Here is a 13,555-nt window from a genome sequence, read left to right as displayed (position 1 = left end):
CTCATTTGGTTGCTGTACAACCGTCTATCACACGCTTTATTGCGCGGGAAACGCAAGACCGTGATCACATTTTCACACAGCACCTGGCGTATTGAGGGTTGGGACCTTTGGCTCGATCTTAGCTTTCGTGCAAGCGGCTGATAACAAAGACCTGCCGCGCTTTCCTTCGTCGAGGCCTTTATTGCTGCGATTGATGCTCTCACGCGGTTGATATCCGCTTGAACATAGCATTCGGCGATTTCCAATACGGCAATACTTGAGCGCATCAGCGGGAACTGGCGTTCGCCCCCAGTCGATCATGCGCAAGGATGACACCCGCGGCGCGATCCTCTGACGTAGAGAGTTCCCTGACGCACTGAAATCAAGCAAGAGCTAGGTCAGCACGTCTTCAAGTTCCGCGCGAGTCCCGCCGGTCACGCCGACAAAGAATTCATCGCCGCCTACGTGACCAAGGAATTTTCCTTCGCCGACGAATCGGTGCCTGAGCAAGGAGGCAAAGAGGGCAATGGCCAGGTCGCCATTCTGGAAGCCATAGCGATCATTGAAAGGCTTGAATTTGTCGAAGTCGCAGTAACAGAAGAAACGCGTTCCGGAACCATCGCGAATAGCATGCTGAACATAGTCACGAATGGATCGGTTGCCCGGAAGACTGGTCAGCGGATTTTGATCCTGAGCAGTCTTAGGTTGCTTCTCATGATGATTTTAAGAAGTGACGAGGCTGAAAGCACAGCCGCGTAGCGAAGGTTTTCGGTCAGGATAACGCAGTCACTGCCATCCATATCCGCAAAAATCTTGAGCATTTGTTCTGCTGGCGTGTTGATATCCGCAATCGGTGCATCTGTCACGAAATTGCGATCCCACGCTGATTGATGCAGTTCTTCAGAAGGTCACGGCCAAATGGGTGATAGATCATGCCCTTGACGCGATGTTCGTGCAGCACGCCGCGCGGTTCGTCATTTGTGCCAAAGATGACAGTTTTGTGAAGTTGCGCGCTGCGGTCACCGATGATGAATACCACGGCGCTTGTGTCCTATTTAGCCAAGCTCATCGTGGGCGTTTCCTGATGCCTGCTGCCCAGCATCAACAGCACTTCGAAGTGCCTCATGTCGTTAAAGCAGCAGAAGGCCGGCGGATGGATTTCAATGATTGGGGCTTCGCGCTCGAGGAACGTCAGACAGTCGTCGAACAGACCCTGCCAAGCTGCCAGGCGATCTTCGGACAACCAATCAATGAGATAGGCGAATGTTATGTGGAAAACATATGTGTCGTGATCGGGATGACGGTAACCGAATGGTTCGGATAGCGCATCGCGCCATGACTTGATAATGGCATCGTCTTCGGCCGTCGCTCCCTTGACGGTGAGGCCAACTGGCGTGACGTCGATCGCCTTGATCTTGAATGTCCCAACGCCCTTGAACCCTTCCAGGCGATTCAGATAGAGGTCTGTCATCGCCTCGATACTGGTGTCGAGCGACACGTCCCGTGGCCAGTAGGGGAACGCGCGCCGGTATTCGATGATGCCCTGAAACAATGTCATGTGCAGGCTGGAGACAGGCGTAAAGGTTAGTTTGCTGGCATCGGTCATCGACATCATGCGATTGCGCACGTCAAGCACGGCGCGTTCGGATGCCGAACCACTTACCAGGTGGCAAACGACTGTATTGCCAGGCTCCTGCAGGAAATTGCCACTCGCGTCGTAACGCGTGCCCAGGTGGCGGGGAGCGCTGGAATTGTTGCTGGCGGCGTATCGGGCAAGCGACGGTTTGATCGAAGTGGGCATGCAAACTCCATAGCATAAAGCGTGTTGAGGCGGTGGAATCGAAAGAGCCGCGCGGAGCGCGAATCGCGCGGGCAGTGTGCGTCACGCAGTTGTCAGCGATATGAAGGGCCGTTGCGGTTCCGTCGGACAAATATGAGTGAACCGCTCACGTAAATGTAACTGACTCAATCCATAAGTAAGTTGACAGTTTTTATCATAAATGATTATCGAATGGGCGTCGCATCCGCATTGGTCGGATGCTCATTGACATAGGGGTTCTCATGAAATTGTCCTTCCCATATCTTGCCGGTGCGCTGGCTCTGGCCGCCGGTCTCGCCGGCTCAACCATGTTGGCGTCTGCACAAAGTGCCTCCGATGGAATTGTTGTATATAACGCGCAACATGAAAGCCTGACTCAGGCTTGGTCGGATGGCTTCACCAAGGAAACCGGCATCAAGGTCACCATCCGCAACGGCAAGGACATGGAATTTGCCAACCAGATCGTGCAGGAAGGGGCAGCTTCGCCCGCGGACGTTTTTCTGACCGAAAACTCACCGGCAATGGCGCTGGTTGATGCGGCCAATCTGTTCGAGCCGCTCAATGCTGATACGCTCGCGCAGGTGCCGGAAAACTACCGCCCGGCGAATGGCCACTGGGTCGGCGTTGCCGCTCGCTCAACCGTATTCGCCTACGACAAGAACAAGTTGACCGAGGATAAGCTGCCGAAGTCTCTGGTGGATCTCGCCGATCCGAGCTGGAGGGGCCGTTGGGGTGCAGCGCCCGCCGGTGCCGACTTCCAGGCTATCGTCAGCGCTCTTTTGGAACTCAAGGGCGAAGAGGCAACGGCTTCGTGGCTCAAGGCAATGAAAGAAAACGTGAAGCCCTACAAGGGCAATAGCGTTGCCATGAAGGCGGTCAATGCCGGTGAAGTCGAAGGCGCGGTTATCTATCACTATTACTATTATGGTGATCAGGCAAAGACTGGTGAAAACAGCAAGAAAGTCTCTTTGCACTATTTCAAGAACGAAGATCCGGGCGCGTTTGTCAGCATCTCAGGCGGTGGAATCCCCGTTTCAAGCAAGCACAAGGAACAGGCCCAGGCATTCCTGAAGTGGGTGACGGGGAAGGGCGGCCAAGGAGTTCTGCGTGACGGCAATTCGTTCGAATACGCCGTAGGCGAGGATGCCAAGTCTAATCCCGCACTGGTCCCGCTGGCTGACCTGCACGCTCCGAAGGTCGAGCCGTCGAAGCTCAACAGCAAGAAGGTCACTGATTTGATGACTGCGGCTGGTTTGCTCTAGTCACAAGAGCCCGGTCGAGCTAATAGCCGTTCGCCAGCAACATCTCCGGTGGAAGCATCGGGGATGTTGCTCAATTTAACGCGGCAAACGCGTTCAGTTCGCAACTGGATTACGCGCCGCAATTTGAAAGCCGTTTTGCATTGCCGCCAAGCCAGTCCGTTTACCAGCCAGGCGAACTGCTCCAAGCTCCGCTTCCCCTCGTTCGTCGCCGTGGGGTGCCGAACGCGCCTGTGATTGCAGCTGCCGCAATCGTTTCCCTTTTCTCGCTGCTTCCTGTTGGTTTTGTCATATGGATTGCGATCCAGACCGGATGGGAAACGGCTTCTGCTCTGATTTTCCGTCCGCGGGTTGGCGAGTTGTTGATCAACACCGTCCTGTTGCTGGCCTTTACAATTCCGCTGTCGATCCTGCTCTCGGTAACGCTTGCCTGGCTGACCGAGCGGACCACTCTTCCAGGAGCACGCATCTGGGCATGGCTTGCCGTGGCGCCACTCGCCGTACCGGCGTTCGTTCATAGCTACGCCTGGGTAAGTCTGGTGCCAAGTCTGCAAGGACTCTTTGGTGGCGTGCTGGTCTCGATCCTGGCCTACTTTCCGTTCCTGTACCTGCCGGTCTCAGCACAACTTCGGCGTCTGGATCCGGCTTTCGAGGATGCGGCGTCGTCACTCGGCCATGGTCCGTGGCGGGTCTTCTTTTTCGCAGTGTTACCACAATTGCGGCTCGCCATCTGCGGTGGTTCGCTGCTCATCGGCCTGCACCTCCTGGCTGAATACGGCCTCTACGTTATGATCCGCTTCGATACTTTCACGACAGCGATCGTTGATCAGTTTCAGTCGGCCTTTAATGGTCCTGCCGCCAATATGCTTGGTGGTGTCCTGGTCGCATGTTGCTTCGGCCTCTTGGGGTTTGAAGCTCTTGTGCGTGGGAACGAACGCTACGCCCGCGTAGGCTCAGGTGCAGCCCGCATGCCGGTTCGGCAGCGATTGGGATGGTTTGCCATCCCAAGCCTTGTCTTCTGTGTCATTATCGTCGTGCTTTCCCTCGGCGTTCCGTTTGTCACTCTTGGCCGCTGGCTTGTCATCGGCGGCGCCAGCGTCTGGCGGCTGGATTTGATTGGCGTAGCGCTCGGCCAGACAATTATCTTCGCCCTGGCCGGCGCGGTCCTGACTACAATCATCACAGTCCCGATGGCCTGGCTCTCAGTTCGTGCGCCAGGGCGTCTGCAACGCATTATGGAAGCTTGCCACTACTATGTCGGGTCCTTGCCAGGCGTCGTGGTTGCCTTGGCTTTGGTGACCATCACCGTGCGCGTGGCGCTTCCGCTCTATCAGACGATGGCCACTCTGCTCCTTGCCTATGCGTTGTTGTTTCTCCCGAGATCGCTCGTGGGATTGCGTGCCAGCATCTCTCAGGTCCCTGTTGAACTGGAGCAGGCTGCGATGGCTCTCGGCCGGACGCCGCTGCAGGCCGCGTGGAAAATCACGATGCGGCTCGCGGCTCCCGGTGTTGCTGTCAGCATGGCGCTCGTCGGTTTGGGCATTACCAATGAACTGACTGCGACACTCATGCTAGCGCCCAATGGCACGCGTACACTGGCAACCCAATTCTGGGCACTCACAAGCGAGATTGACTATGTGGCTGCGGCCCCATACGCGTTCCTGATGGTGCTTTTGTCCTTACCGATGACCCTGTTGCTGTACACCCAGTCGAAACGAATGGCCGGCCAATGACCCTTCTCTCTGTAAAGGGCGTTAGCAAACGCTACGGACCGGTTTGTGCACTCGACAATGTCAGCGTTGACGTCCCGATTGGCAGTCGAACGGCGGTTGTCGGACCTTCCGGCTCAGGCAAGACAACGCTTCTGCGTCTGATTGCAGGGTTTGAAATTCCTGATACCGGTCAGGTAACCCTCGGCGGTCATTTGCTCGCCGACGGCCCCGCTGCCGTTCCGGCACATCGGCGTGGCATTGGTATCGTCGCCCAGGACGGGGCGCTTTTCCCGCATTTGACGGTTGCGGAGAATATTGGTTTCGGTCTTGAGCGAAAGACACCCCACCGCGATAAGCGTATTCTGGCGCTTATGGATATGGTCGAACTGGCAAGGCAAATGCGAGACAGGCGGCCCCATCAGCTTTCTGGCGGGCAGCAGCAGCGCGTTGCGCTCGCACGCGCGCTTGCGAGGCAACCGAAGCTTATGCTCTTCGACGAGCCGTTCTCTGCGCTCGATGCGGGTTTGCGGGAGGGAATAAGGGCCTCAGTGGCAGAATTGCTTCGTGCTGAGGGAATTACGTCCATACTGGTGACCCATGATCAAGCCGAAGCCTTGTCATTCGCGGATCAGGTCGCAATCTTGCGGGAAGGCAAGCTGTTGCAGGCCGGACCCCCGCGCGAGCTCTATATGAGGCCATGCGATCCAGGGACGGCGACTTTTCTCGGTGACGCCATCATATTGCCGGCAAATGTCGAAGATGGTTGGGCTGATTGCGCGCTTGGCCGTATCGCTACGCCCACGGCGTATCGCGGCGTTGCCAAGATCATGCTGCGCCCGGAACAGGTCGTGGTGTCGCCCTTGTCCGCTGATTGGTCTGCAAGTCAATCCGGTGAGGATATTTGTTCCGGACATATCACTCGAATTGAATTCGGTGGTGCATCCAGCGCGATCGCCGTTTCCCTTCTGGACAGGCATCTGGATTACCAGCCTGAGTTCGATATTTCCTATAGAATTCCATTGTTGATAAAGACATCGAGTGTCGAGTTGCCACCCGTTGGCAGCCATGTTCAGATAAAGGTTCTAGGCCAGGCACACGTCTTCGTGTGAAGTATCAGACCTGCGCGCGCTGGGGGATGAATGAGCAAGAATTTCAGCTGGTTGAATGAACCTGCTGCCTTCAGTGGCGACGCGCGGGAACTAAAGCTCGTTACCAGCGAGAAAACCGACTTCTGGCAGGACACTTTCTATCGATTCCAGCGGGACAATGGTCACGCTTACCTGACGCCCGTTACAGGCGATTTTACAGCCAGCGTGACTGTCAGTGGTGATTATCAAGAGCTCTACGACCAAGCCGGGCTCATGTTGCGAATTGATCAACGTCACTGGATCAAGACCGGCATCGAATACACTGACGGGCTGATGCATTTCAGCGCGGTCGTTACCAACGGGGCATCGGATTGGTCAGTCATTCCACTGCACAATTCGAGCAAAGACGACGAGGTCTCCGTGCGGGTGACGCGCCATGACGATGCGGTTCGCGTGCAATTTTCGATCAATGGAGCGCCATGGCAATTGGCCCGACTGGCACCGTTTTCCAGCGCTGACGCGTCAGTCGGTCTTATGGCGTGCTCGCCGGAACGAGGCGGTTTTGAGGCCGTTTTTCGGAATCTCGATGTCGGTCCCGCCATCGCCCGCAATCTCCACGACTAAGCGGGTTTAGCTTCCAAACAACTCTGGCCGTTTTTCGCGCAGATGCATGAGAAGTTTGCCCATCTGCAATATATGAGCCTCCATTGTCTTGGCGGCGCGGTCAGGATCCTTCTCGGCAATCGCTGTGATGATTGCTTCGTGCTCGACCAAGGTTTCCATCATCCGGGTCTCGTAACGGAGCAGGAGGCGTCTGCCGCGGTCAATTTCACTCCGCTCTTTCGAGGCGATTTCGCGTAAGCCCACCAAGCAGGTTGCAGATGTCGAGAACTTCATTCGGCAGGAAGTTGATGCGATCCTGATTTCACCCAAGGAATCGGCTGGTCTCACTGGTGTGGTCGAGAAGGCTATGGATGCGGGAATCCCGGTCATCGTGCTCGATCGTAATGTGGATACCGACAAATTCACCCAGTGGATCGGCGGTGACAATGTCGTCATTGGCGAGGCGGCGGGCAAATATGCCGTCGATCTGCTCGGCGGGAAGGGCAAAGCCAAGGGTACGGTTGTCGAGATCTGGGGCGGTCTCGGAACGCAGGCCAGTCACGACCGCAGCAACGGTTTTCATAAATTCACCGATACAGAACCTGGCATTAAGGACTTCTAGACAAGCAGTCCGGCGACTGGAAGCAGGATCAAGCCTACAACATCATGGCAACGGCCCTGCGCAATCATGAAGACATAACTCTGGTCTATGGCCACAATGATCCAATGGCCTATGGCGCTTATCTCGCGGCAAAGGATGCGGGCCGCGAAAAGAACATACTTTTCATCGAGGTGGACGGGTTGCCAAATGAAGGTGTTCAATGGGTGAACAAAGGTGAACTTGCCGCCACGTTCCTCTATCCAACACCAGGTGCGGAGGGCTTGCGCCAGGCCTTGAAGGTGCTGGCAGGTGAGAAGGTTGAAAAGAAGATCGTTCTTGAGACCCAGCCATCACAAAGGAAAACGCGCCCGAAATTTTGAAAGCCAATGGCCTGCAATAACCGAACGAGTCGCGCCAAAGCGCGGCTCGTTCACTTTGATAATGCCAGTCTGAATTCCTGCTGTTTACCTCATTGCGTCTAATGATTTGCATCAGCGACGTAGGTAGTGCTCAATACTGAAACCAATCCTTGTTTGGAGCACTGGACACAGGAGAGTCGAGATGAAGAACAATGTCATGGCTGCTGCAGTGGCGGCTATCACAGCTGGCTGGCTGGTAGGCCCTTCAATAGCAGAGCCACTCAATACAATGGACGATGTGGGACGCGCGATTGATAGCTGCTGGGAAGCACCCTCTGGCGTGAAGGGAACTGTGACACTCAGTTTCAGTTTCAAGCGTGACGGATCTCTCATTGGCAAGCCTCGACCGACCAATATCAGCGTTGAGGGCGACGACAAGGCGCGTCAGCAATTCATTGAATCCGCTATGAACGCGCTGGACACCTGTATGCCTCTCACATTTTCACCCGGCCTCGCAGAGGGCATTGCCGGTCAGGTATTTACCATGCCTTTCACGGCGCCCAAGGACAGCGGTGCACACCCCACCGTCGACACGCAGTAAAGGTTTTTCACACGACCACAGAATAAACCGCAGCAAAATGGATGCCTGCCGCTGTCAAGACAAAGCTGTGCCAAATTGCGTTGTGAAAGGGCAGGCGCTCAAGCACGTGGAAAATAACGCCTAAGGAATAGACCATGCCGCCGGCGAGTATGAGCCAGAGCACGGAGGACGAAAGCGCGCCTTCAAGCTCGTGATAGGCGGCTACGCCGCTCCAGCCTAGAGCAAGATAAAGGCCGATCGACAGTCTGTCGAACCTGTCTGGCTTCAACAGCTTCAAAAGTACGCCGGCGACGGCGATCACCCACACCCCCGCGAGAAGCCACCATGTTCCGCTCTTGGCCATAAACGGCGTATAGGTGCCTGAAATCAGGAGATAGATTGCGGAATGGTCGAAGCGCCGCAAGAAACGTTTCACCGGCGAAACTGGCCAAATATTGTAGGTCGCCGAGAGGGCTAGGGAGAGAACCAGCGTTGCGAGATAAATCGCAGTTACGGCAGACGCGCCTCTCGCGGGTTGACCCAGAACAGCCGTCAGCAAGATGACAGATGCGGTAATCGCCAAAATGACGCCGATAATATGAACAACACCGTCCGCCCATAGCTCCGCCATGGAATAATCCCTGAACATAAGAACAGGTCGCATGGGTGCCGTTGATTTGCGCAATGGTTGTCCTTGGTCGGTGTCATCGTCGGAACCAGCCTATTGCATTCTGACGCATAGACAACAGGAAATCCGAACGGCTCGTGGATGCTTGGCAGACTTGGCACGTCAGACCTGGAAAAGTCCGATGCGCGGATCGGGAAAGTATGTAACACTACCGGGTAGTTTCGGAATCGAAACCGACGAAATTGAACGCTGAGAGTGTTCGTTTGCTGCATCGGGGGCGGCTATTGAATATTCTGCGCAGATATGGTGATCGTTGGAACTGGGCGCTGGTGCCTGCGCTATTGCGGCGCTATGGGCTGATGCTTCCAGCCGGGAAAGCCTTGCCTGGCAGCATGACGACTTCAGGTACATTGCCTCTGCTGCCTTATGGGCTTTTGCTGCTCCTGAGTGTGGCTGCCATCGTCACGATCTTCGTGTTAGGTGTATTTGAGAGCCGGGATCGTATGATTGCACAGTCCAAAGTCCAGCTGCGCCAGAAGACGGCGTTGCTGGAGGCCTATGTCAGCAAAATCCTTGAGGCGAATGACATAGTGCTGCGGAATATTTCGTCGGAGATCGATCCGATGCCTTGGCCCGAAATTATTGCCTCTGAACGAGTATCGAAGCTTTTGTCCACACAAAAGCAGTATCTGAGACACTCGGGGGTGATCGCACTCGTCAACCGGGAAGGGTTTTTTGTATCCTATAGCGAAGGCTCCCCGATAAAACCTTTCAGCGTGACTGATCGCGATTATTACCGCTTTCACCGTGACCACCCTTCTGATGTCACGTTGATCAGCGAGTCGTTGATTGGCCGTGTATATGGGAAGCCATCGCTGACGATGAGCAAATCCTTGCGCCGCGCGGACGGTAGGTTCGATGGCCTGATCGTGATAACGATGCCAATCGAATATTTCTCAAAACTATTTAACGGTGCCGCATCACCCTCGGATGTAGCTCAGCTGCTGCGGGACACTGGTGAAGTGATCGTGAATGTTCCGTTTCTTGAAGGAAGCACTGCAGTGCCCGACTGGTTCGCAGGTGCTGTCGCTGAACATGCGGATGGTGGTGTTGTCCATAGTGTTTTCCCCGCAGAGGGGATCCACCGCCTGATAGCGTATCAAAAGGTTGAGGATTTTCCCTTTTACGTGAGTTATGGCATCGACGAAGGCAGATTGCTTGCAGGCTGGAGACAATCCGTTCGCGTTTACGGTACCGTCCTTGCCGCTGCTCTTGCGGCTTTCGTGACGACGGCATGGCTAGCGCGCCGCAGTTCCATAGCATTGATGTATTCCAACAAATCACTACGGGAGGTGAGCGAACGTGTCCTTGTCTCACAGGATGATGAACGTCGTTCCATTGCCCGGGATTTGCACGATTCCACCGGGCAACACCTGATTGGCGCAGCCATGGAGCTGGCAAATGTAAAGTCTCGCATGCCAGATATGGACGACGAAACATCACGGGCATTGGCGCGTACGGCGGAACTCATCTCGCAAAGCAATGAGGAACTGCGAACGCTATCATACCTGCTGCACCCGCCAATGCTTGACGAATCGGGATTACCGAACGCTTTGGAGCTCCTCGTCGTCGGGTTTGAAGAGCGGAGCGGGCTGGAGATTGAATTGCGGGTTGCGCCTGAAATCGGGACAATGAGACCATCTCCGGGCGTCGAACTTGCCATTTTCCGGATCGTGCAGGAAGCGCTCACCAACATCTATCGGCACTCACGCGCGAGCAAAGCAACGATAAGGCTGGTGCGTCAAGGAAGTGACCCGCACTCCATGCTGTTGCTAACAGTGAAAGACGATGGTGTTGGCATCGAACGACGCAAGCGCAAGAGTGTCGGAGTTGGCCTTTCGGGAATGGAAGCGCGCTTGCGTCCGCTGGACGGCGCACTCCATATCTCGACTGGCAAGAAAGGCACGACAATATCCGTCAAGGTTCGTGGCTGAGACATCAGGATTGGGTGGTCTCGAACGGACGGTTTGCGCCAAAGTTCGACCAAGCAGATTAGCGCTTGCCCTTCTTGAAATTGAAGGCCGTATAGAGCCTGCGCGCCGCCGTGGTCGCGCGGTAAATGCGCCCGACTAGCTCGGGAGCAGCAGGATGTTCGCCTGGTCCGTAGATTTGCGCGCCGGCCAGCAAGTCCTCCGGTATTTTGCAAGCGGCCAGCTGTCGTTCAATTTTCGAACGCGTAGATCTTTCTCTAATCGGCCTTCATGTCGACAACCAGCCACTTGCGGCTGTCGGCTTCGGTCAGGGCCTTGTCGAGCTTGCCGAAATGCGATTCACGATCGTAGGCGTATTCCCGATCTGCATCGGTGTGGTGCGCGATCATGCCGAACCGGGGTCCGCCGCCTGCTGTGGTCCAGCGGAGCATTTCATAGTCGCCGTCGGAATTTCCTGCGACAAATATCGGCCGGCGGCCGATGAATTTGTTGATAGCGACGGGCTTGCCCGCGCCATCGTCGATGAAATCGATTTTCGGCTTGCGTTCGAGTACGGGCGTTTCTCCGTCGAGAACATATTTGGTCGCGATGCTGCTGCCGACGACCTGTTCCGGCGGGATACCATACATCTTTTCGGTCATGGGTCGCATGAACTCGATGCCACCCCCCGATACGATGTAGGTCTTGAACCCATTAGCACGCAGGTAGTCGAGAAGTTCCCGCATCGGCAGGAAGGTGATCTCGTTGTAGGGGCGCTTGAAACGCGGGTGTTTTGCTGTCGCAAACCAGTCGCTGACGATCTTCGAGAACTCGTCCGTGGTCATACCGGCATGTGTCGCCATACCAAGCTCGACAATTCCTTGTTCGCCCGCGCTGGCGAGTCCCGCCAGATTGCCTTCAAGGATCGATTTGAACGGCTCCTTGTCTTTCCACTCGGGATGTTCCGGGGCGAGTGCCTTGACGCGATCGAGAAAAGCCAAGCTGGAAATAATAGGGCTGTTCCGACCACAGTGTTCCATCATTGTCAAAGACGGCGATACGGTCCTCGATCGGTACGAAATCCGGGCCGTTCCTGGCAGTCACCTTCTCGACGAACTCGGCGATTGCAGCTTTTGCACGGCCATCGCGCCACGAGGGCAGGGCATCCTGACAATAGGCCACCGTAGGGAATATGATCGCTAATAGAAATGCAAACACATGGAAAGATTTGCCGACGCTACGCATGACGGCACTCAAGGTTGTGGATCAGGTCGCTTGACGCAGCGGAAGCCGACATGGCTCGTGGACGTATCCTCGGGCTCAGCGTGGCGAGCGGCAGGACGATATCGCCGGCAATAATTGGGCGCGCAAAGGTGTGACCCGCCCTTGAGCACGCGCCGCGGAATGCGGATGGCAGGTTGAGCCGGATCGTAACTGGCATCCATCGCTCCGCCCCGCGGGTTAACGGGGATGCAGCAAGCCTTTGCCGCAGGCTCCGGATGGCGGGTGGACCAGAAATCGGCCGTCCATTCCCACACATTTCCGATCATATCGTAGACGCCATAACCGTTGGGCGGGAAACTGCGGACGGGCGAAGTCCGGTCATCGCCTTGGGAGCGAAGGTTGTGATGGGGAAAGATGCCTTGCCATGTGTTGGCCATGAGCCGTCCGTCCGGCATAAGTTCGTCGCCCCATGCAAATTCTGCGTCGTCCAATCCACCGCGAGCAGCGAGTTCCCACTCGGCCTCTGTCGGCAGGTCCTTTCCCGCCCAGTCGGCATAGGCCTTCGCGTCGCACCAGGCGATGTGGACCACGGGATGTTCAAACTTGCCCCTTATGTCGCTTCGGCGTCCGTAAGGGTGCCGCCAGTCTGCACCGAACTTGAATGTCCACCATTGGGTGATGTCGGGGCTAGTGACAGGGCGGATCGGCGGATCGAACATCAGCGATCCGGCCCTCAGCATATGGGGTAATGCGCCGGGATAGTCCTTCGGGTCGGGCGCCTTCTCTGCAAGCGTGACATAGCCAGTGGCTTTGACAAATTCGCCAAACTGGCGATTGGTCACAGGTGTTTGGTCGATCCAGAAGCCATCGACTTTAACCGGATGTGCCAGGGCCTCTTCGGCATAGTGCTTGTCCGAGCCCATGGTGAAGGTTTTTCCCGGTATCCAGACAAGACCGTCGCCGGTTATCGATCGTTCGTGAAGGTGCTCTTGCCGGGCTTCAGCTGTCATCCTGTTTGGCCTCCCAATGCTCTTTGGTCCAGCATCAAGAAGAATAGCGCGCGACTGAAGTACGTTACGGTTACAAACGGCGATTCCGACGGTTTCAGGATGTAACAATTCCGGGATTGAGAGGAGGCAGAGCAGGTTCCCTTGCGTCCGCTTGCCGGACGCGAACAGCTTTGCTGCCTCGCCAAACAAGAGCTGCCGAAGCAAGGTCAGTCATGTGGCCGGAAGCTGCGTCAGAATTTGAAGAGCCGAAAACATCTCTTTCGAACCTGCTCATGCTATTCTGTACGTCTCTGTCGCCACTGGCGGCGACCCACCGCGCGATGCTCCGGAACCCCATACTTTTTGTCCAGGCCTCCAATGCCGGATAGGCGGTTTTCGGGCCGCCGGAATTTAACGCCACATAGCGTTGCCGGTACCGTGCAGGCTCTGATTGCTGCATCATTTCTTCGCGCGCATCGAGCCGGCGAAGCCCCTGAGCCAGGCATATGAGCGGGAGACCTTGTCGAGCCCGATGACGCCGCGCGGGCTCACGCCGACCTGCAGCCATTTGGCCAGATCCTTGTCAAGCTTCGCCGGATAACGGGTGGCGAACACGAGTGCCACCCGTTATAGTCCTCAACGGGCTTCGCGACTGTTACCGAGGAGACCTCCTTGCGCGCATCGAACACGGCTTTGGGGTCGAGCTTCTCATTCGGCTTAGCAGATTTTCCCTTGGTCTCGATT

At 56.0% G+C, this 13,555-nt stretch carries 13 protein-coding genes and 3 pseudogenes; 7 read left to right on the top strand and 9 right to left on the bottom strand.

Annotated features, from left to right (window positions below; translation table 11 throughout):
• Window positions 1–372: 372 nt before the first annotated feature.
• The 3 genes from AAAC48_RS19565 to AAAC48_RS19555 form a co-directional block, all read right to left on the bottom strand.
• Window positions 373–606: a diguanylate cyclase gene (locus tag AAAC48_RS19565; protein ID WP_340655781.1), complete on the bottom strand. Its 234-nt coding sequence runs from the start codon at window positions 604–606 to the stop codon at window positions 373–375.
• Window positions 607–841: 235 nt separating this feature from the next.
• Window positions 842–1,018 (bottom strand): hypothetical protein, encoded by a 177-nt coding sequence (locus tag AAAC48_RS19560; RefSeq protein WP_340655779.1) that lies wholly within the window; start codon window positions 1,016–1,018, stop codon window positions 842–844.
• A 12-nt stretch (window positions 1,019–1,030) separates the two neighbouring features.
• The gene (locus AAAC48_RS19555; RefSeq protein ID WP_340655778.1) at window positions 1,031–1,780 is read right to left on the bottom strand and encodes a DUF1868 domain-containing protein; all 750 of its coding nucleotides are present in this window, start codon (window positions 1,778–1,780) and stop codon (window positions 1,031–1,033) included.
• Window positions 1,781–2,040: 260 nt separating this feature from the next.
• On the opposite strand from AAAC48_RS19555, the gene AAAC48_RS19550 reads away from it, so the two are divergent.
• From AAAC48_RS19550 to AAAC48_RS19535, 4 genes are all read left to right on the top strand, one after another.
• Complete coding sequence (locus AAAC48_RS19550; protein WP_340655777.1) at window positions 2,041–3,060, top strand: iron ABC transporter substrate-binding protein; 1,020 nt, start codon at window positions 2,041–2,043, stop codon at window positions 3,058–3,060.
• 176 nt (window positions 3,061–3,236) lie between these two features.
• Window positions 3,237–4,790, top strand: a complete 1,554-nt coding sequence (locus AAAC48_RS19545) for an iron ABC transporter permease (protein WP_340655780.1) — start codon at window positions 3,237–3,239, stop codon at window positions 4,788–4,790.
• Window positions 4,787–5,878, top strand: a complete 1,092-nt coding sequence (locus AAAC48_RS19540) for an ABC transporter ATP-binding protein (RefSeq protein ID WP_340655776.1) — start codon at window positions 4,787–4,789, stop codon at window positions 5,876–5,878. Before AAAC48_RS19545 ends, AAAC48_RS19540 begins: the two co-directional genes overlap by 4 nt.
• A 30-nt stretch (window positions 5,879–5,908) precedes the next feature.
• Window positions 5,909–6,481 carry a DUF1349 domain-containing protein gene (locus AAAC48_RS19535; RefSeq protein WP_340655775.1) on the top strand — a complete coding sequence of 191 codons (573 nt, stop codon included), beginning with the start codon at window positions 5,909–5,911 and terminating at the stop codon, window positions 6,479–6,481.
• Window positions 6,482–6,487: 6 nt separating this feature from the next.
• On the opposite strand, the gene AAAC48_RS19530 is transcribed toward AAAC48_RS19535, so the two are convergent.
• A complete protein-coding gene (locus tag AAAC48_RS19530; RefSeq protein WP_340655774.1) occupies window positions 6,488–6,754 on the bottom strand; it encodes an FCD domain-containing protein in 267 nt (88 codons plus the stop codon).
• Here AAAC48_RS19530 and AAAC48_RS19525 point away from each other — a divergent pair.
• Together AAAC48_RS19525 and AAAC48_RS19520 are read left to right on the top strand one after the other, a co-directional pair.
• Window positions 6,726–7,461, top strand: a pseudogene (locus AAAC48_RS19525) (substrate-binding domain-containing protein); the annotation flags it as partial. The gene AAAC48_RS19530 and the pseudogene AAAC48_RS19525 sit on opposite strands and share 29 nt — an antisense overlap.
• 161 nt (window positions 7,462–7,622) lie before the next feature.
• The gene (locus AAAC48_RS19520; protein ID WP_340655773.1) at window positions 7,623–8,021 is read left to right on the top strand and encodes a hypothetical protein; all 399 of its coding nucleotides are present in this window, start codon (window positions 7,623–7,625) and stop codon (window positions 8,019–8,021) included.
• Between the two features lie 7 nt (window positions 8,022–8,028).
• Here the strand turns inward: AAAC48_RS19520 and AAAC48_RS19515 are convergent, their stop codons facing one another.
• Window positions 8,029–8,631 carry a hemolysin III family protein gene (locus AAAC48_RS19515; protein WP_340655772.1) on the bottom strand — a complete coding sequence of 201 codons (603 nt, stop codon included), beginning with the start codon at window positions 8,629–8,631 and terminating at the stop codon, window positions 8,029–8,031.
• Between the two features lie 281 nt (window positions 8,632–8,912).
• On the opposite strand from AAAC48_RS19515, the gene AAAC48_RS19510 reads away from it, so the two are divergent.
• Window positions 8,913–10,622 carry a histidine kinase gene (locus tag AAAC48_RS19510; protein ID WP_340655771.1) on the top strand — a complete coding sequence of 570 codons (1,710 nt, stop codon included), beginning with the start codon at window positions 8,913–8,915 and terminating at the stop codon, window positions 10,620–10,622.
• A 58-nt stretch (window positions 10,623–10,680) separates the two neighbouring features.
• On the opposite strand, the gene AAAC48_RS19505 is transcribed toward AAAC48_RS19510, so the two are convergent.
• From AAAC48_RS19505 to AAAC48_RS19490, 4 genes and pseudogenes are all read right to left on the bottom strand, one after another.
• Window positions 10,681–10,815, bottom strand: coding sequence for a hypothetical protein (locus AAAC48_RS19505; RefSeq protein WP_340655770.1), 135 nt, complete (start codon window positions 10,813–10,815; stop codon window positions 10,681–10,683).
• 61 nt (window positions 10,816–10,876) lie between these two features.
• Window positions 10,877–11,843, bottom strand: a pseudogene (locus tag AAAC48_RS19500) (HAD family hydrolase).
• A gap of 8 nt (window positions 11,844–11,851) precedes the next feature.
• Entirely contained in the window at window positions 11,852–12,832 is a 981-nt protein-coding gene (locus AAAC48_RS19495; RefSeq protein WP_340655769.1) for a formylglycine-generating enzyme family protein, read from the bottom strand.
• Between the two features lie 468 nt (window positions 12,833–13,300).
• Window positions 13,301–13,555 (bottom strand): annotated as a pseudogene (locus AAAC48_RS19490) (AAA family ATPase); the annotation flags it as partial.

Source organism: Phyllobacterium sp. (assembly GCF_037994405.1).
In the GTDB taxonomy this organism is placed as follows: Bacteria; Pseudomonadota; Alphaproteobacteria; order Rhizobiales; family Rhizobiaceae; genus Phyllobacterium.
Note: the sequence above shows the minus strand (reverse complement) of the source record. Positions and strands in the feature narration are given on the sequence as shown.